The organism is Rugamonas sp. GW822-FHT03B10 (genome assembly GCF_058801745.1).
This window is the reverse complement of record NZ_JBXANP010000005.1, coordinates 337,029-354,328: the sequence shown is the minus strand read 5'-3', so window position 1 is coordinate 354,328 and position 17,300 is coordinate 337,029. Positions and strand designations below refer to the sequence as shown.

The 17,300-nt window shown below is 55.2% G+C and carries 15 protein-coding genes and 4 pseudogenes; 10 read left to right on the top strand and 9 right to left on the bottom strand.

What is annotated here, in order from left to right:
- Positions 1–395: pseudogene (locus tag AC1RQG_RS11505) on the top strand (hypothetical protein); the annotation flags it as partial.
- Positions 396–622: 227 nt separating this feature from the next.
- Positions 623–913, top strand: coding sequence for an H-NS histone family protein (locus AC1RQG_RS11500; RefSeq protein WP_493131349.1), 291 nt, complete (start codon positions 623–625; stop codon positions 911–913).
- Between the two features lie 31 nt (positions 914–944).
- Here the strand turns inward: AC1RQG_RS11500 and AC1RQG_RS11495 are convergent.
- The 4 genes and pseudogenes from AC1RQG_RS11495 to AC1RQG_RS11480 all read right to left on the bottom strand — a co-directional run.
- Positions 945–1,022, bottom strand: a pseudogene (locus tag AC1RQG_RS11495) (integrase); the annotation flags it as partial.
- A 161-nt stretch (positions 1,023–1,183) separates the two neighbouring features.
- A complete protein-coding gene (locus AC1RQG_RS11490) occupies positions 1,184–3,556 on the bottom strand; it encodes an SIR2 family protein (RefSeq protein WP_493131347.1) in 2,373 nt (790 codons plus the stop codon).
- A gap of 229 nt (positions 3,557–3,785) precedes the next feature.
- Positions 3,786–4,334 carry a hypothetical protein gene (locus AC1RQG_RS11485; protein WP_493131345.1) on the bottom strand — a complete coding sequence of 183 codons (549 nt, stop codon included), beginning with the start codon at positions 4,332–4,334 and terminating at the stop codon, positions 3,786–3,788.
- Positions 4,335–4,685: 351 nt separating this feature from the next.
- Positions 4,686–5,336: a tyrosine-type recombinase/integrase gene (locus tag AC1RQG_RS11480; RefSeq protein ID WP_493131343.1), complete on the bottom strand. Its 651-nt coding sequence runs from the start codon at positions 5,334–5,336 to the stop codon at positions 4,686–4,688.
- Here AC1RQG_RS11480 and AC1RQG_RS11475 point away from each other — a divergent pair.
- The 4 genes from AC1RQG_RS11475 to AC1RQG_RS11460 all read left to right on the top strand — a co-directional run bounded on the left by AC1RQG_RS11475 (position 5,335) and on the right by AC1RQG_RS11460 (position 8,462).
- Positions 5,335–5,862, top strand: coding sequence for a hypothetical protein (locus tag AC1RQG_RS11475; RefSeq protein WP_493131341.1), 528 nt, complete (start codon positions 5,335–5,337; stop codon positions 5,860–5,862). The two genes, AC1RQG_RS11480 and AC1RQG_RS11475, sit on opposite strands and share 2 nt — an antisense overlap.
- 137 nt (positions 5,863–5,999) lie before the next feature.
- Positions 6,000–7,049, top strand: coding sequence for a GIY-YIG nuclease family protein (locus AC1RQG_RS11470; protein ID WP_493131339.1), 1,050 nt, complete (start codon positions 6,000–6,002; stop codon positions 7,047–7,049).
- A 308-nt stretch (positions 7,050–7,357) separates the two neighbouring features.
- Complete coding sequence (locus AC1RQG_RS11465) at positions 7,358–7,756, top strand: hypothetical protein (protein WP_493131337.1); 399 nt, start codon at positions 7,358–7,360, stop codon at positions 7,754–7,756.
- 331 nt (positions 7,757–8,087) lie between these two features.
- Positions 8,088–8,462: a hypothetical protein gene (locus AC1RQG_RS11460; protein WP_493131335.1), complete on the top strand. Its 375-nt coding sequence runs from the start codon at positions 8,088–8,090 to the stop codon at positions 8,460–8,462.
- 304 nt (positions 8,463–8,766) lie between these two features.
- Here AC1RQG_RS11460 and AC1RQG_RS11455 read toward each other — a convergent pair whose 3' ends face one another.
- Positions 8,767–9,360 carry a hypothetical protein gene (locus AC1RQG_RS11455; protein ID WP_493131333.1) on the bottom strand — a complete coding sequence of 198 codons (594 nt, stop codon included), beginning with the start codon at positions 9,358–9,360 and terminating at the stop codon, positions 8,767–8,769.
- A gap of 1,391 nt (positions 9,361–10,751) precedes the next feature.
- On the opposite strand from AC1RQG_RS11455, the gene AC1RQG_RS11450 reads away from it, so the two are divergent.
- The 4 genes and pseudogenes from AC1RQG_RS11450 to AC1RQG_RS11435 form a co-directional block, all read left to right on the top strand.
- Entirely contained in the window at positions 10,752–11,105 is a 354-nt protein-coding gene (locus tag AC1RQG_RS11450; protein ID WP_493131331.1) for a helix-turn-helix domain-containing protein, read from the top strand.
- A complete protein-coding gene (locus AC1RQG_RS11445) occupies positions 11,068–11,325 on the top strand; it encodes a hypothetical protein (protein WP_493131367.1) in 258 nt (85 codons plus the stop codon). The genes AC1RQG_RS11450 and AC1RQG_RS11445 overlap by 38 nt, the downstream gene beginning before the upstream one ends.
- 7 nt (positions 11,326–11,332) lie before the next feature.
- A pseudogene (locus tag AC1RQG_RS11440) lies at positions 11,333–11,608 on the top strand (integrase core domain-containing protein); the annotation flags it as partial.
- A gap of 475 nt (positions 11,609–12,083) precedes the next feature.
- Positions 12,084–12,971, top strand: a pseudogene (locus tag AC1RQG_RS11435) (PA0069 family radical SAM protein); the annotation flags it as partial.
- Between the two features lie 36 nt (positions 12,972–13,007).
- Here the strand turns inward: AC1RQG_RS11435 and AC1RQG_RS11430 are convergent.
- The 4 genes from AC1RQG_RS11430 to AC1RQG_RS11415 all read right to left on the bottom strand — a co-directional run bounded on the left by AC1RQG_RS11430 (position 13,008) and on the right by AC1RQG_RS11415 (position 17,282).
- The gene (locus AC1RQG_RS11430) at positions 13,008–14,786 is read right to left on the bottom strand and encodes a methyl-accepting chemotaxis protein (RefSeq protein WP_493131329.1); all 1,779 of its coding nucleotides are present in this window, start codon (positions 14,784–14,786) and stop codon (positions 13,008–13,010) included.
- 163 nt (positions 14,787–14,949) lie between these two features.
- On the bottom strand, positions 14,950–15,525 hold the full coding sequence (locus AC1RQG_RS11425; protein ID WP_493131327.1) for a gamma-glutamylcyclotransferase: 576 nt from the start codon (positions 15,523–15,525) through the stop codon (positions 14,950–14,952).
- 99 nt (positions 15,526–15,624) lie between these two features.
- Positions 15,625–16,221: an NAD(P)H-dependent oxidoreductase gene (locus tag AC1RQG_RS11420; protein WP_493131325.1), complete on the bottom strand. Its 597-nt coding sequence runs from the start codon at positions 16,219–16,221 to the stop codon at positions 15,625–15,627.
- A 146-nt stretch (positions 16,222–16,367) separates the two neighbouring features.
- Positions 16,368–17,282: a LysR family transcriptional regulator gene (locus AC1RQG_RS11415; RefSeq protein WP_493131323.1), complete on the bottom strand. Its 915-nt coding sequence runs from the start codon at positions 17,280–17,282 to the stop codon at positions 16,368–16,370.
- Between the last annotated feature and the right edge of the window lie 18 nt (positions 17,283–17,300).

Genomic DNA, 17,300 nt, shown 5'->3' with positions numbered 1-17,300 from the left:
CGCTGCCGTGCCACGCGATTTCGGCGTTACACGGCATGTCGCCTGACGTCAAATTCCACACGAAACGGCATAGAGCCTTAAATGATCAGGTAGATATTGCAGTTCGCATTATGGCATGTCGCCACGAGCCGAAGTGGGGTTACTATCGATGGTGGATGAAGTCCCCCAAAATGTTGGGCACAGATTTCGTAATAGCGGCGCAGCTTGATCGCTCCAACACTTCAATTGTGCGTTATTTTCTTTTCCCGGCTGCAGAATTCGGGGATTCTGACATCAAATTCACCGAAGAAACCGTAAGCCGATTCGAAGCGTATGCTGCAGTGCGCTTAGCGGATTTTTTTAGGCCGCAACAGACGTCATCCGAGGACAACGAAATGGCCATCTGGGCCTCATAAGCGAAGATATAGTTGGGCGGGTAATGTGAACGATATGGGCGTCACTATTGGCCGACTTCAGGTTCCTAGGAGGATACCATCTTGCGGAAATGAAAAATACCTGCTGTCTCACTCAAGAGATGCATCCAAGTAGCGTGAATGGCGGAATATGCTTGTGTCATGACTAATTGAGTTCTCAACCGCTCCGTGTACAATCAACACATCCCCACTAATTGAAAGGGTCATCTATGTCAACTTCTTATCAAGAAATCAAAAAGCAAATCGCAGAATTACAGGCGAAGGCCGAAGAGGCTCGTCGCGCCGAGGTGACTGCGGCCCGCGCCCAGATTCAGTCCATCATGAAAGAGTTTGGATTGACCGTCGCTGATATCGCCGGGACAGCCAAAGCCCCTAAGGCTGCTCGCAAGCCTGTGGAAATCAAATATAAAGACCAGGCTACTGGCGACACGTGGACCGGACGTGGACGCGCACCGAAGTGGTTAGTGGGCAAGGATAAAAACCAATACCTGGTCCGATAAATACTTCGCCGCACGCCGTTCAAATTTCACGCTATGAGTCGGTTTGCTCGGCTATTTCAAGGGCATCGTCGACCTCGATGCCCAGGTAGCGCACCGTGCTCTCCAACCGTGGACTTGTGAGTGAGAAATATCATAAGTGCCGTCATGCTGGCGTTCCTGGCGTATTACTATCACAATCAATTTGGCCCAGGTGCTTATCACATACTCAGTGCATTTGTTCTTGCTGTCGCTTAACTGTGGAGCCGAACGGCTCGAATCCTTCCCGCTCTATCAAGACGACCAGATGGTGCGCTTTGCGCGCTCGACGCTCTGGCTGGCGGGAATCGAAGCCGTCTCGGCTTGCGCCAACATATCAAATTTAGCCAGAGCGGTAAGAATTTTGTCGAACTCCACCACCAACTCATTTTTCTGCGTCAACGACAACGCATTCGCCCTAGCAAACATAAACGGTTCAATTTCCAACATCACGTGAACTGCGTGCGCACGGTGACTTTCGTCGGCCAGCATCGGGATGACTCGCCGAAGCTTATCGAGAAGTTGGTCATAACGTGTGACGGAAGCGGCAGAATCGCGCGCTTCGCGGACGAGCAGATAGCGCAAGGCCTGAGTGTCGATCTGGTAAGTTTTAAAACCAGGATTTGCTTCGGCCCGGTTGTACGCCGTGAGTAAGAATCGCTCAGCAGCGTCCATATCATCACTGGACATCATTAGGATCGCGTACTGCAGCCAGAACAGCGGCTCCTCATTTACGGCACTGTCGCGATGAAGCCGCTCATAGAGTGCGATTAACGCCGTATGCCTGTTTGGATCCCGTTGAAGTGCCCAGTCCAGCGCTGAAAATCGCATCAAGCTTCCAAGGATTTTTTGATAGACGCGTTCTCGCTTGCGTCGGACAGCTTCCACTATCAGGCAATATACGGCATCAATTATCCACGCCGTTTCGAAGTGGTTCCGGATCAGGTACTCCGAGAACAGCGCGGAACGAGCCTGTACATTGTCATCATCGAATTGCAGCAGATCGAGTACCATATCGCTGCCTATTCCCCGTAACGCAAATGGATCATCCCCGCTTACGGCACGCAGAAAACTCACCTCAAGATCCCCCCCGATCCATTTCACAAGATTGGCGCAGACTATAATCATTCGAGCCTCTTTCTGTCGCATCAGCGGATCCAGTTCGGTCGCGACCCGGTCTTGAATGAGCTTGTTCTGATATAGAGATACAACAACATCCCGGAGCTCCCGGCTCTTATCGATTTCTCTCTCTAGTTCGTCGACTCGTACACCTGACATATTAAGGAGCGACTTAAGATCCGATCGGTCAATTGGGTCAAGTTTATTGAGACTTTGAATTGCCAGCGAGGCTGGCAGCTTGGATCGAATCTCATGCAGGCGAACCTCCTGTACGCCTGTTCGCACTGCCACGACGAACTTGACGTTTTCTAGTTGAGAACATAGAGGAATGATCTCAATCGCCGTATTGTAGGAATCGAAAAGAATTACGGGCTTCTTTAGCTGCGCTAGGACATCTAAATCGTGACTAGGCAACTCAGTGTTCTCCTTGCAGAGGAAGCACTGGTAACCATCTTCTGCAAGCTTATGAGCCAAGATGTGAAGGAAAATTGTCTTCCCATTGCCAAGTCGTGAGTGCACCAGGATGCACTTGTGGCCGAGGAGTAGCTGCTGCGTTTCCGCAACTGTGTTGGTTCTCGCGATCACATACTTAGATTCTGGCAGCGTGGTCATGCAGCGCGTTTCGCTGAACTTACCGTAAGCGACCAGGTTGAGGATTTCGATAGGCGTCGATGGGGCAAGCGTTCGCTTGTCCTTTTGAGGATCCAGGTATTTGAATGCCTTTAGACGAGCAGGATCCATGGTCATTGAGGGACGGGGCAACCTCTTGCAAAGGTCGGCAAAGCCGTCAGCACCAATCGGTAGGATTGTCCCATACGGGTCCACACGGCGGTTAAAGATTGCATCTCCCAGGTCGCGCGTGATGAAGAAGATTTTTTTTCGGAGATGTTCATTTTTCATCAATAAGGCCGCGACGTGCATGTCTGCGAGGCTGTATCCAATGAAAAAACAGCTTGTGCAAAAACTTAGATCGCGCACGAACTCGTCATACCAAACCGAGCGCTCGACATGCTGCCGGACGTAAGATGATTCGTTTAGAACTAGTTGCTTGAGCACGTTCTCCTTTGTCGCATTCCGGATGGAGCCGTGCAGGTGGACAATCGCACCGGTCTCCAAACGCGACGGCTTGATATCGTCGAAACTGTACGAATGAAATGGAATGTGCGAGTCAAGATGGATCCACTCCACGAGGTCATCATAATTGGTGGTGTAAATACGTCGCCATCTGTCGGCGACGATTACCTTCTGATGATCCAGCGCCCTCGCCGTACTGAATAATTCGTAGACCGTCTCATAGAGATCAAAGTCCTTACACCGAGCGAATTCATCAGCGAGGGTTACCAAGTCATAAGCATCTGCACTAACTTTCAAAGCGCTCGCAAACTCTTCTTTCAATCCCTTGCCAGTAGGCATGGCTCCGCAACGAATGTTCTCCGCACCGACAGAAAATCCTGAACCCAGAAACAGAATTGATGACGCAGGATCAATCTCGAAAAGTTCTTCGTTCAATTTGTTTCCTCCTAGTGCACGAACTACAGCGGACGCGGGCGTCAAGGATTGACACCGCTCTGAACAAAATGTACGACAATTCCTATATCAAGCCTATGAATAGCCCTCAGTGAAACTAATAGACATGTGATTCCTTATAAACCGTTTATACGATATTCTACTTTTACCAGGCTGGGCATGGAGCGGTTCACGATGGTGCAGACTCAGCCGCACACGATGTCTCCCTTTTTTACGAGGCCTGCATAGCCGGAACTTGTCTGGTTGCCAGCAGAAGCTCATTAACCCTCTCTGGCGAGAATCGCCAACCTTGCGGTATTTCCTCCAAGGTGCCGGCGCCGGCAGCTTTGGGACCACGGGTATATCGCTCGTGGAGAATAGTGTCGCCTCGGCCACCAGAGGCAGACTTGAGCTTTGTGGCAACTTCAGCTGGCGTCGCCAAGTAAATTCTTGGCATATCGCCTATGTGCACGTCCTTAAACTGAACAAAACACATGACGGTCTTACTCTTGTGGCGGGCCAACCACTTGTCAGCCGCACCGTGGTAGTTGGCTTCGGCCAAGTAAGACTGAGTCAGCCCCCAACTTCCGTCCTTACTTCCCTTAACGGATACCTTCATTAGATCGTCAGCTCGCGCAACGATAAGGTCATACTCCGGCTGATTTGCGCCGTATTGCACCGAGATGTCCACGCCGCACTGGGCGAACACGGCCGCCGCAAATGCTTCTGCCGCGACGCCGACATGACGTGATGAGAAGGCGCTCGTGGTTATCGTCGACATAGAAGTTGTCTGGTTTAGCGATTTTTGACCAGCCTAGCGGTCACAGCATCAGCTTTCCGACTAGATCAACCGTTGAGTGGCATGGCCTGCAGCTTTAGCAGCAGCAGCACGGACATCATTCGGATAGGCGCTGCTTTTCGCGACGTCAACTAGTGCCTTTCTCTCCTCTGCGCCAGCGCTATAGTCCAGTCCTTGAGCTGCGCCCACTCGAACATCGTTAGGGAATGCACTGCTTCTTACAATGTTCAACAACTCATTATTTACGTCTGTCATGTTATTGATCCTTGGAGTAGTACGGCCACCGAAGCGCGAATTTATTGTATGAATAGTATTGTATATTATAAATATGGACTAGCAAGGTTCAATGTTGATGATCCTCCGATCGGGCGCAAGTCCTATTGCATGCCATTTTATTACGCTGTTTATGATACTCGCTGTACTAGCAAATAACCGTGTGTGGCCGAGCAAAAGCTGTACGGCACGAAGGTTCTTGGTTCGACGATAGATCAGAGTTGGTTTAGTCCGGCGCAGGGTATGCGTGCTGTAAGCCGTGGGATCTAAACCTATTTCCTCGAACCACCCATGCGCGATGCGTGCATACTGCCTGGTCGAGATATGCGGCGAATCGCCGATACGGCTGGGGAAGAGATAATCGTTGTGCTTTAGTTCGGCGTGACTAATCCATTCGGCGAGACTCTTCCGCGTGCCTGTGGTCAATTCGAATTGCACCGGATGTTTGGTTTTCTGTTGCATCACCGTTGCGCGGCTCGCCGTATAGTTGCCATGGCAAACATCCTGCACGCGCAGCTGAACCAGATCACAGCCGCGCAATTTGCTGTCGATGGCCAAGTTGAACAGCGCCAAGTCGCGCCGGCGCCCATAAATTTCCAGGCGAACTCTAATCGCCCATATTTCACTGATCCTGAATGGCGCCTTCTGCCCCACCAGCTTGCCTTTGTTCCACGGAACGTTCTGTTCACGTGCCATAGTTTGAGTGTCCATGATCGACCTCCATTGGGTTGGAGTTCAAATATGCGCTTCTTCGACGACGTTACACGGCGCAGTGGGATTGTGTGACTTTTTCATTTCGGCAAGCTGGTATCCTGTACCTTTCGGCCGAAACCGGCCAGTTGCAGACGTTCCCTTTTTAAAGAAAGTAAGTGCAATGAGCACAGAATATGCAAATGCAGCCCTCTCGGCTGCACGACTAGCAATTTCGAAGGGCCACAAAGATTCCGCCAATCTTCGGGAGCTTCTTATCTGGACGACTTCCACTCCAACTAGTGCAATTGTCGATGAATATTTCGCCCAACACTATAAGGATGAAGAATTACTGGCGGTGCTCATCGATATTGCTCTTGAAGGTGAAGACATGGGGGATGCACCGTGGGCGGCGGCAAACACAGTTGCCGACTTTCCTGCCCACATGCTCCGAGAACATGAAGCAGCTTTGGTCACTCTCAGTCAATACGACTGGATGTATTTGAAGCAGCCCGCGCTAAAAGCATTAGCTAAACTGTCTGCGTGACATGCCACTATCGGCCATAACCAGACGGCAGGAAGCTATCTCATTACAATGGGAGAAATCCAAACTTGTGGTCCCCGTCCTCACGCCATGTGGATTTTTTTCGAGAGTTCATTTCTTTAATAACTGCGTAACCTAATATGGAAAAACAATCTGATGTTGAGGAAGGTTATTTATATGTCCTCGGGGTAAAGGACATCGATCTTCCGGTATCCAAGATCGGAAAAACAGCTAGAAATCCATCTGTTCGCTGTGCCGAAATCAATAAAAGTTCGACTGGCGATTTTCTTTGGGAAGTAACACATCAGATCGCAGTGAACGACTGCCGGAAGTTTGAATCTCTTGTTCATACAAAGCTCCAGCCACTTCGGCAGAAAAGGCGCGAGTTTTTCAATCTTCATCCGGACGACGCGATTGTTGCAATTCAGTCCATATTGAATTCAGCGCCAGATGTAAGAATAGTAGCGATTGCAGAAACTCAGAAAGAAGATCCCGTTGCGTCAATTAGAAGTGTTGAACGCCGAAAACAATCTGTGCGTTCAAACAAGGATGAAATATACGCCCATTTATTAGATGGTTTCAATGAACTGCTGAATGTTAAAGGCCGTCCATTCGGTCAATTAAACAAGCCGTATTTTGGGATTAGTGATGGACGTGATGGAGTTCAATGGAATCTTGCGATATACCCGAACGACCGGAAAGCGTGTGTAGGAGTCAATCTAGAAGGCATGGAGTATCGTGATTGGCCGATTGCTAGACTGATAAAGTCCGAACTAGAGATGCCGACATTATTACGACTTGTGTCTCTTCTGCGCGCCCCCAGGGACATCACCCTGCGATTCGCTCGCGACGCTTGGCAGGCAGCTTCAAGGCCGGATATCCTCGAGAAAAATTTGGGTGGACGAGAATTTCGTTTGCCCGAAATCACAGAAGATTTATGGCATGCGATACTTACCGAAGGCATTAATTGTCTCAACAAAGATCGTGGTTATCGTGGGCGAGGTCGTCAAGCTGTGACTGTGGTGAGGAAAGCTGGGCCGGATGTGAGTACGACGGATATGCCGGTTTCGCCTCATCTCACGATATGGACTCCAATCGATCCATTGCGCGACTCTATCGAAGAGTTGTCATCTGCAATCGACCACTTAAGACCTGTTCATGAATGGATCTCAAAGGTGAGCGGCGAGTAGGGGCTATTTGAAGGAAGTGACTGTAAATTTCTGCGGTTCTACTTGCGGATCGCACCTTTCGTGGCGTAAGCGCCAGGTGTAAAAAATGTGAGCCTTCCCACTCGGCAAGAGTGCTATCTTGAGGCGACTTAGCCGGGTTCGGCCACAAGCTGCCTTTCTTCATAGAAGACTCTAGGAATCCACTGTCTCTAGAAGGCTTAGGCGTTCTTGGTCGAGTATGGTGACAAAGTGTGATATTTGCGATATTGCAAAATGTTATGCTTGCATGCCAACACCCTTCTTACAAAATCGTCTCCCAAGGTAACTTCATGCGCGTGGCCAGATACATCCTGTATATTGCTATTTCAGCATTGATTGCGCTCCCAGCATTCAGCGAGGAAGTTTGCTCGATAGTGAAGGATGCAAGCCTAATTGCACAGGATAATCAAAATACTCCTCTGGGGAAAATATCTAACCCCTATGATAATAAATCCATCTTTAATGAGTACGGTGAGTACGGAAGTGAATATAGTGCAAAGTCAATCTGGAATCAATATGGTGGCTTTGGCGGCGAGTACAGCACGTATTCTCCTTTCAATAAATACACAACAACTCCCCCTGTGTTGATTAAAAACGGGAAAATTATCGGCTATCTCACAGCGAACAAATTTTTAAAACCGTCAATATCCCCGAATCTCCTAAAGGAGTTATGTAAGGACGAATTATGAAATAGCAGTGGTCTCATTCCGGCCAAGAACGGACTATGGGAATTTGAAGATGCCTAATGCATGCGGCATATGCGGTCGAAAACTGGACCAGAAAGATGAGCCGTTGTCGCTTGACTGCGGTGGCGACTGTTGGGGCTGCATCGGCGAAATTGAAGCAGACATGGGTGATAAGTATTCATTGGCCAAGGTCAGGGACGAGTTTGCTAAAGGACTCCGCCCTGGTTGGGTCGACACTAGCCCAAAGGTATCCGAAGAGGATAAGAAATAACAAGACGGCTTGCGGCCATTAACGGCCATTGCAGTACCTATTACATATTGAATTATAAACCTAATGACCGACATTAAACCACAGAACCTCGCCTTGCTCACCGATGAGGATGTTGAATATGCCCGTTTCAAATGCTGTGGTGATGAAGACTTGGTTTTTCTCCGCTGCCCCTCATGTGGCCATATTTCAGTCCAGTGTTACGAGTGTGATACTTGGTATATTAATCTCAATAAAATAGATGAAATAAGGAGCACCTTTTTGTCAGATGTGAATCAGCGGTTAGTGTGTGCACAGTGCGACCACGCTTTCGAAGATTTCTATTATTTGATGGAAGGATTTGTCGACAAATACTTGCCAACTGCCAAACAGGTCGTCGATGCTGGTTATGGTAGATATTTAGCAATCCATCTTCGAGAAAAGTTTGGCATTAAACTTTGAACGTCCGAAAAGGGGCGGAAGCGGCCTCACCGAGCTCGAACTCATCTGACGGTCTAGGTCACGTCAAGTGGGGACATGTACAGCAAGGCCCTTTTGCTGTTTGTACCAGATCAAATCCCGGGTACAACTCTCGCGCTAATCGGCTGTCTTGCCACGCCAGCCAACCCACCATGGGAGGATTTACCATGGAAAACTACGCGGGCATTGATACTAAGTTTTATTCAAAAATCGCAATGATGACGTGGCTTAAGGCGAATTCGAATCTCTCATGGTGTGGCTATTATTTGGTGTCCTAAGCCCCACCTTAGTTCCTGCCGGCAGTGTTTGCACCTGCTTTTTGTCTATCGACGGCTGGTAAGCGCACCGCAGTTGCGCCATAAAAAGCGCTGCGGCGATTCTCGACGTAACTGCATGGGTTGGCGGGCAGGATCCAGGTTGCTACCATTCGGAATCTGCCTGCTGCGCTGGGTTCTAGATTGACCATATCTCTGGCTGCCTTTATAGCTTTCAATATCCGGTCATCGGCTTCAGCCGAAAGTCGCTGTGCGCCGCCAAGGAGCAGGGCAATGGTCAGTGGCTGGACGTTTAGAATGTTCGCAAGGGCATCAGCAAACGTCAAGTCTTTGCCAATACCAGCAGACGCGGGGTCACATCGATCGCGAACAAGTTGCGAAAGGACTGAAAGACCATCCTTCGCTTGAAGTCTGGCCGCATCAACCACCATCACGAGCATGCCGCCAGCCTCTAACATTGGCGCCAAGTCCCAAAAGAATTGTGCGGACTCGTCGGTTGAGGGCAGTTGAACAAACACGCCAGAAGCCATCCCCATATGAAGCGGGCCGGGAAACAGTAATTCATCAGCTATTTGACGTGGGCTTAGCGTAAAGGGGTTTCTCATGAGTCTCTCGAAGAAGCGAAACGATCAGCTTTAAACAGGCGAGCCACCGCTGTCTGCTCAACAATATGTTGACGCTCTTTTATAGCGAAGACCACGAGGGATCGCTCGTTTGCTTTTTTAAATTGTCGCATTCATACCCGTGGTGGTGGGGGGGGAATCGTCTTGAAAGAGACGAGTATGGCGGCACATTGTGCACACCGCTATTGAATTGAACAATTGGAGAACCATCTCACCGGCACTTGGACTGATAGTCGAATCGATTGGTTGCTACACTAAAACTATCCACTCAGGCTTCCCTGTAAGCTCTTGCTGCTACTAGAACTAAACTAGATTCGCCGGCTTCAATTGCTTCAAGGGGTGTTCGGGTACCTAATGATAGCCGCACGCCATTAAAGAATTGCCACTTACTGGCCCCGGGTAGGTCGCTCAATTCTATACTCACCGCCTCAAGCAGTTCCCGATTTAGGCACCGTGATGCATAGAATCGCGGATATAGCCTACTGCCATCGTCAGCGTTCAGGGAAAAGATACGGTAGCTTGTTTCCTCATCGGCGATAACTTGACAGGTTACTCCTAACAGCTCTGCTATTCGCTCAAGTCCGACCAACTGGCCAACAGCGGCAAGTTCGGCAATATGTTGACGTTCTCTGGCTTGAAAATCGGCAAGGAATCGCCTGTTCACGGCCGCCATTATAGGTATCTTAGACATTGGATGGATCGTCTGAATAGTGACCAGTATGGCAGCACACTACTCGCTCCGCCATCCCAATGCTTAGCATCTTCGAGCGCTCGAACTTATCACTAAAAGAATGCTCTGCCGAGAAGTTCCAACGGCTGCAGCCAAGTGGCCGCCCTAGGACGGGGCGTCGGTTTGCATATTTAGCTGATTGCATTAAATCTGCTCAACCGAGAGAACCTCGTGCGGCTTATCCTTAGTGCGGACTCCGGCCGATGACAATATCGATTTGGTTGTTGCCCGGCAGTTTGCAGCATTGGAAGACTTGCTAACAACCGTTCGTCGAAAGTGCGACAGCTGATTTCGAAAGTGAAGCTGGATCCGTCTATCCCTACCTCACTGAAGACTGGCCAACTTGCGTATGGCAAATCATTCCGATCCGGAGAGGAAGTGTCGATAACCTCAACTACAGCCAATGTTTTACTTGCTTCTTTTAACAACATCGAAAAGTCCTCGACTGTGAGCAAAGGCAAGCATGCCCAACTGCAGAACTCGTGGATACTCAATTTATGCGGCGCGGTCTGTCCGTTTCTCTGCGCGTAATGCACTGCTGCCTTCAAAAGTTTAAATGCTGGGACAGAGAGCTTCGGGACATCAAAAGTGGAAATAACGAGTTCAGGCATTTGAGTATCAAAATTACTAGCGGCAAACCACAATGCACGCTATAGCGTGTAGCACTATAGCATGCATTGTATTCTCATGGGGCTCCAACAAGTGGGGTAACATGAAGCAACAGAATCAGTTCGGTGCCGCGTTTAGAGCAGTACGACTTGCTCGAGGCCTAACCCAAGAGGATTTCGCGCATGAATCTGGCCGCACCTACATCAGTGAACTGGAACGTGGGTTAAAGCAGCCAACGCTGCAAAAGATTGATGAGCTGGCTGTTCCCCTGACTGTCCATCCGCTAACCCTCCTGATCTTGGCCTATCTCAAAAAATTTGACGACCAGTCGTGCGAGGAATTGCTTTGTCTTGTACGAAGTGAGCTCCGAGAAGTCCTCAGTCGATAATACGTTCATTCAGGAAACGATCGACCATGCCGGCAGCGATGTCGATTTTCGGCGAGTGATACAGTCCTGGTGCTGGCTAACCCTGGCGCAAGCGCAGTCGACTATGCTCCAGCCTTCACGCCACTGCAAGGATTCGCGCGAGCGCGAAGCGATGGAGAATGTTGGCCAGGCAGAGCAGGGGCTGACCGCAGCCCGCCTCGGCGTGCGCCTGAAAGTGTAGGATGGTTATCGAACACCGCTTGGCGCCGCTCCATTATCCACAAACCAATGGCGTGGTCGAACGCTTCAATGACCGTATCAGCGAGCTCCTTCAGCAAACCCGCTTCGATAGCTAGGCTGACTTGGAGAAGACGCTGCACAACTAACTCAAGCTGTACAACCACCACGTACCGCAGCGCGCTATCGATTCAAAAACACCGATTCGGGCACTCAAGGAGTGGCAACGCCGGAAGCCCGAGCTATCTGTAAAACGCGTTTGTGAACAGACGGGGCTGGACACTTAGCCGAATCGAAATCGTTCTACGAATATTACAGGGTCTTGGTGGCGGCGTTCCAAGATAACGTATGGCGGCGTTCTAGGCGAATGGGTGGCGGCGGTCTAGGCGAATGGGTGGCGGCGTTCTATGAGAAACGGTGGCGGCTAGCCGCGTATAAGCTGACGGAGCTATACATCATTATATTTATGTATACACGCAATCGTGCGCGGACGACCTAGAGAATCCTGTGGCTCCGACGGCTCTAGCTTACTCGCTATGATTGCAAGCCCTCGCTAACAGTGCCTCTCAATCTGCTTGTACAGGACGTCGTCGCCCTCTGTCTGGATGGTCAAGAAGCAACTTGATACAACGACAAATGCGTCGTTAGTTCAAGTCCCGCACATAAGTGTTCATGAACAGCAGGATGTGGATAAGTGCAAGTTAAGCTCAGGTGTACAAAGAGGAAGTCGCAAAATCGTGAACAAAACGGGTCAACATAAGTCATGGTTGCATCTATTGCTTCGCGCGCCCCACGCACAGCTACCAGGGCCTTTCGCCGGGGCTCGACTTCGAGAGCAAGATCTTCGCCAAGGTCAACGCGCCGGCGTTGTTGCGGCGCGAACTGGCCAAGGCGTCCTACGTGCCGGAGTCGATCGCGCTCGGTGTCAACACGGATGCCTATCAACCTTGCGAGCGTGAGCTGCGCATCACGCGCGGCGTGCTCGAAGTGCTGCAGGAATGCGAACACCCGGTCGGCCTGATCACCAAGTCGGCCCTGATTGAGCGCGATATCGACATCCTGGCGCCGATGGCGGCCAGGCGGCAGGCGGCTGTGGCCATCACCGTCACCACGCTGGACCCGGCCATCGCGCGCACGCTGGAGCCGCGCGCGGCCGCGCCCGCGCGCCGGCTGCGCACCATCCGCACGCTGGCCGAGGCCGGCATTCCGGTGGGGGTGAGCATTTCGCCCATCGTTCCGTTCATCACGGAACCCGAGATCGAGCGTTTGTTGGAGGCCGTGCACGAGGCGGGCGCCACGTCCGCCCATTACATCGTGCTGCGCCTGCCATGGGAAGTGAATCCCCTGTTCCAGCAATGGTTGCAGGCGCACTATCCTGAGCGGGCCCAGCGCGTGATGAACCGGGTGCGGGAAATGCGCGGCGGTAAGGACTACGACAGCGACTTCGGCACGCGCATGAAGGGCGAGGGGGTGTGGGCGGAACTGATACGGCAGCGGTTTTCGATCGCTGCGGCGCGGTTGGGCTTGTCCGGCCACAGCGGCCGTTTCCATCAACTCGACGCCAGCCAGTTCCGCCGCCCGCTGGTGATACCCCCGCTGGGCGCGCGGGCCAGCGGGGCGGGCGAGGGACAACTGGATCTGTTCGGCTAGCGTGCCACGGATGGAGGACGCGCCATGCGCATCACGTCAGAACTCTTCCCATTCGTCCGCGCCGTCCGTGCCGGACCTGGCGGCCGACTGTCGCGCGGTGCGTGCGCTGGTGTTGGACGCCGCTGTTGCCGGAGTTGCCGCCGTTGGCGCCGTGCGGCGCTTCGGCGGCGCGAACGCGATCACGTCACGGTCCATGGCCGGGGCGTCATGACGGGCGGGGGGGGCCTTGGCGACAGCGGGACGCGGGCCGCCGGCCAGCCCATGTTCGAGCTGGAAGGTGGCCACGGCCTGCACCAGCTCCTGGGCCTCGCCGCGCATGCTGGCGGCCGCTGCCGCCATTTGCTCCACCAGGGCCGCGTTTTGCTGGGTCGCCTCGTCCATCTGGGTGACCGCTTCCGTCACCTGCGCCACGCCGGTGGCCTGCTCGCGGCTGGCCGCGCTGATCTCGCCGACGATCGCGCTCACGCGGCCGATCGCCTCGACCACGGCATCCATCGTCCGGCCCGCCTTGTCCACCAGCGCCGCGCCTTGTTCGACGCGCACCACGCTGTCGCCGATGAGGGTCTTGATTTCCCGGGCCGCCTCGGCGCTGCGCCCGGCCAGCGCCCGCACCTCGCTGGCCACCACGGCGAAGCCCCGGCCCTGTTCGCCCGCGCGGGCCGCTTCGACCGCCGCGTTGAGCGCCAGGATGTTGGTCTGGAAGGCGATGCCGTCGATCACGGCGATGATGTCGCTGATCTTGTGGCTGGCGTCATCGATATCCTTCATGGTCTGGATCACCTCGCCGACCACCTCGCCGCCTTCGCGCGCGACGGCGCTGGCGTCGGCGGCCAGCTGGTTGGCCTGGCGCGCGCTGTCGGCGTTTTGCGCCACGGTGGACGACAGCTGTTCCATCGACGCCGCCGTCTCCTCCAGCGCGCTGGCCTGCGCCTCGGTGCGGCCCGACAGGTCCAGATTGCCCTGCGCGATCTCCGCGCTGGCCGTCGCCACGCTGTCGGAGCTGTGGCGCACGCTGCTGACCACCTTGGCCAGGCTGTCGCGCATGGCGCCCATGGCGGCCAGCAGGCTGTGCTGGTCGCCGGGACGCCGCCGCACGTCGACGGCCAGGTTGCCGGCCGCGATTTCACGGGCCACGTTGGCGGCATAGGCCGGTTCGCCGCCCAGTTCGCGCGTCAGCGAGCGCGTGATGCGATAGGCGGCCAGCGCGCCCAGCACGGCGCCCAGCGCGGTCGCCAGCAGCATGGCGGTGCCGGCGTGGCTGACGGTCGATTGCGCTTCGGCGGCGCTGTCGCGCATACTCGCGCGCTGGTGCGCCAGCATGTCGTCGAGCGCCTTGAAGAAGGTTGCCTGCGATGGGCGGACCTCGTTCAGCAGCGTGTCCCTTGCTTCCTCGTTGCGGTTGTCCAGACCCAGCGCGATGGCCTTGTCGAGTGTCTTGAGATAGGGGGCGCGCGCCTCCACGACGCGTTGCAGCAGCAGTTTCCCCTGGTCGGCGACGCCGTCGCCGTCGAGCTTGTGCAGGGTGTTGCCGATGGCTTCGCGGGCGCCGTTGATCCGGCCCACTTCCTCCTGCCTGGCGTCGTGGTCCGACAGCAGCACCACATTGCGCACGGCGCGCGCCACCAGGTTGACGTTGTCCTGGACCTCGTTGAGCTGGTCGTACTTGACCATGCGGTCGTTCACCAGCAGGTGCATTTCAGTGCCGATCGTGCCCAGTTGGGCACGGCCGTAGCTGGCCACAGCCATGCCTACCATGATGATCAGGCCAAAGCCCGCCGTCAGCCGCGTGGCCACGGTCGTGTTGCGGAAATCCATAGTCTCCCTCCTGCTTCGAAGATGTAGGTCGAGCGGGCAATGTGCCGCCATGGCACATAGTATGGTCATTTTTTGATAACAAATCGGACGCCGATGGACGGGTATTGATCTGGCGTATGCAAAGGCCAGGCGATGCGTTAGGAGGCGGCGACTGGCCGTCCGGTCAGGAAGCCTGGCCGTGCAGTTCGGCGAGATGGCGTTCGATGGCGAACACGTGCTGGTCGTGCTGGCCCAGTTCGCGCAGGGCGGAGGCCAGGTGGTTCAGGTAGTCGCTGTTGGGGCCGCTGGGGCCGGACGAGCGGGCGATGTGGCGCGCGATGTCTTCCTCGGAGGCGGCGCCGAGGAACGCCGTGTTGTCTTCCGTGGCGATGTAGACCAGCCCTTCCTCGCTGCGGCCGTCGTCGAACCGGATCGGGATGGCCAGGCGCAGGTAGCCGTTCTTCTCGCGGTGGTCGAGGTGGCCGAACACGTCGGGTGTGATCAGGTAGGCCATGCCGTGGCAGATGGCGTCCGCCTCGCGGATCAGGGTCACCACGCGGCCCGGCGCTTCCGGTGTGCCGCGATGGTCGTGCGAGCCTTGCCAGAAGCGGCGCGTCCAGCCCGCGATGCTGGCGGGGCGGCGCTCCAGGTAGGGGAAGTCGGCCTTGTAGATCAGCGAGCCGTAGCCGAACAGCCAGACGCTGTGGCAGCCGTCGAACTTGTCCATCTTTTCGTTGACGGCGATGGTGTTGGCAATCATGGTGCGCAATGGTTCGGATGACGATCCGGCCGCCGGGCCGGCACCCGGACATTATAGGCCGGAAGCAACACTTGCGTCAGGCAAGTTGCGCAGCGTGGCTCAGGGCGCCAGCGTGGGCGTGGGCAGGATGTCGGGCATGCACAGCTTGCCCTCGTCGTCGGTGGCGATGCGCAGGAATTCCGGCTGGGCGATGCCGATGTGGCGGAACACGCGGGCCAGGTGTCGTTCGTGCTCGTCCATGATCCGCTGCTGCTCGGGCTGTTCGGCCGGACTGCAGCAGGACGTGATCAGCAGCACGCGTTTGCCGGCCAGGGCCGCTTGCCTGTCCGCGGCGTCCAGCGTCGGGGCCAGGTGCAGGATCCGGTCCAGCCAGGCCTTGAGCACGGACGGGATGGAGAAGTTGTACAGCGGCGCGGCCAGCAAGACGAGGTCGGCGTCGAGGAACTCGCGCAGCAGCGATTGGCTGAGCGCGGCTTCGGCGCGCACTTCGGCGTTGAGCGGGATGGCGTCATCCCAATGCTGGCGCAGCACTTGCAGCAGCGGGCCGCTGATGTGCGACAGCGGCGCGGCGGCCAGGTCGCGGTACACGACCCGCGCCGTGCCGTCCGGGCACAGCGTGGCGACCACGGCCGCGGAGGCCTGGCGCGAGCCGTTGATGTCGCCGAGGGCGCAGGTGTCGATATGGAGGATGTTCATTGGTCTATTGTATTCAACTGGCGTAAAGCATCGCGCAGTATATCCTTGTGGCAATTGTGTTGCCAATAGGTAAAAAGCATATAGTTTATTGCAATAATGGACGATTCCGCCCGCTGTGCCGGGACGGCGCCGCTGGCCGGCGCCCGTCAGGCCGGCGGGACGTTCCACTCGTGGCCGGCCACGAACTGGTGCAGGAAGGTGGCGAAGCTGTCGGCCGCCGGCGACAGCGCGCGCGCGTTTTTGGTGTAGACGAAGAAGCGCCGCGTCAGCTCGGGCTCGAACAGCTGGCGCATCTGCAGGCCGTACAGCTTGACCATCTGCGCCGCGTAGGGCAGGCAGACGGTGATGCCGAGCCGCGCGGCGACCATGGCCAGCGCCGTCGTCATGAACGTGACCTCGTTGTAGGGGCTGAGCGAGATGTCGCGGAACGAGGCGTGCATGTCGCGCAGCAACCGTTCCGTGAACTGGCCCTGCAGCGAGATGAACGGATAGTCGGCCACGTCGGCCCACGTCACGCGCTCGCGCTGTTCGAGCGGGTGGCCGGGCGGATAGACCAGCACGAACGGCATTTCCAGCAATTGCACGGCGTCGATCTCGGCCGTGGGGTCGCGCTCGGGGCCGATGCCGAAATCGACCTCGCCGCTGAACACGCGGGCCGTCACCTGCTCCAGCGGGCAATCGACCAGCCGCACCTGGATCGCGGGCTGGGCGGCCTGGTAGGCGGCGATCACCTCGGGCAACAGCGTGCACGACATCATCTGTGGCGCCGCCACCCGCACCATGCCCTTCTTGAGCGCCTTGCGGCTGGCGATGTCGGCCATGGCGCCGTCGAGGTCCTGCAGCATCTTGTCGAACAGCGGATACAGTTCGCGCCCCAGTTCCGACAACTGGGCGCGCCGCGTGGTGCGCTCGACCACCGTCACGCCCAGCACCTGTTCCAGCTCCTTGATCTGGCCGCTCAGGGCCGACTGGGTCACGTGCAGGTACTCGGCGGCCAGCGTGAAGCTGCCGGTCTTGGCCACGGCCACCAGGGCACGCATCTGTCGCAGGCTGGGATTCATAAGAAAATCTGATAAATG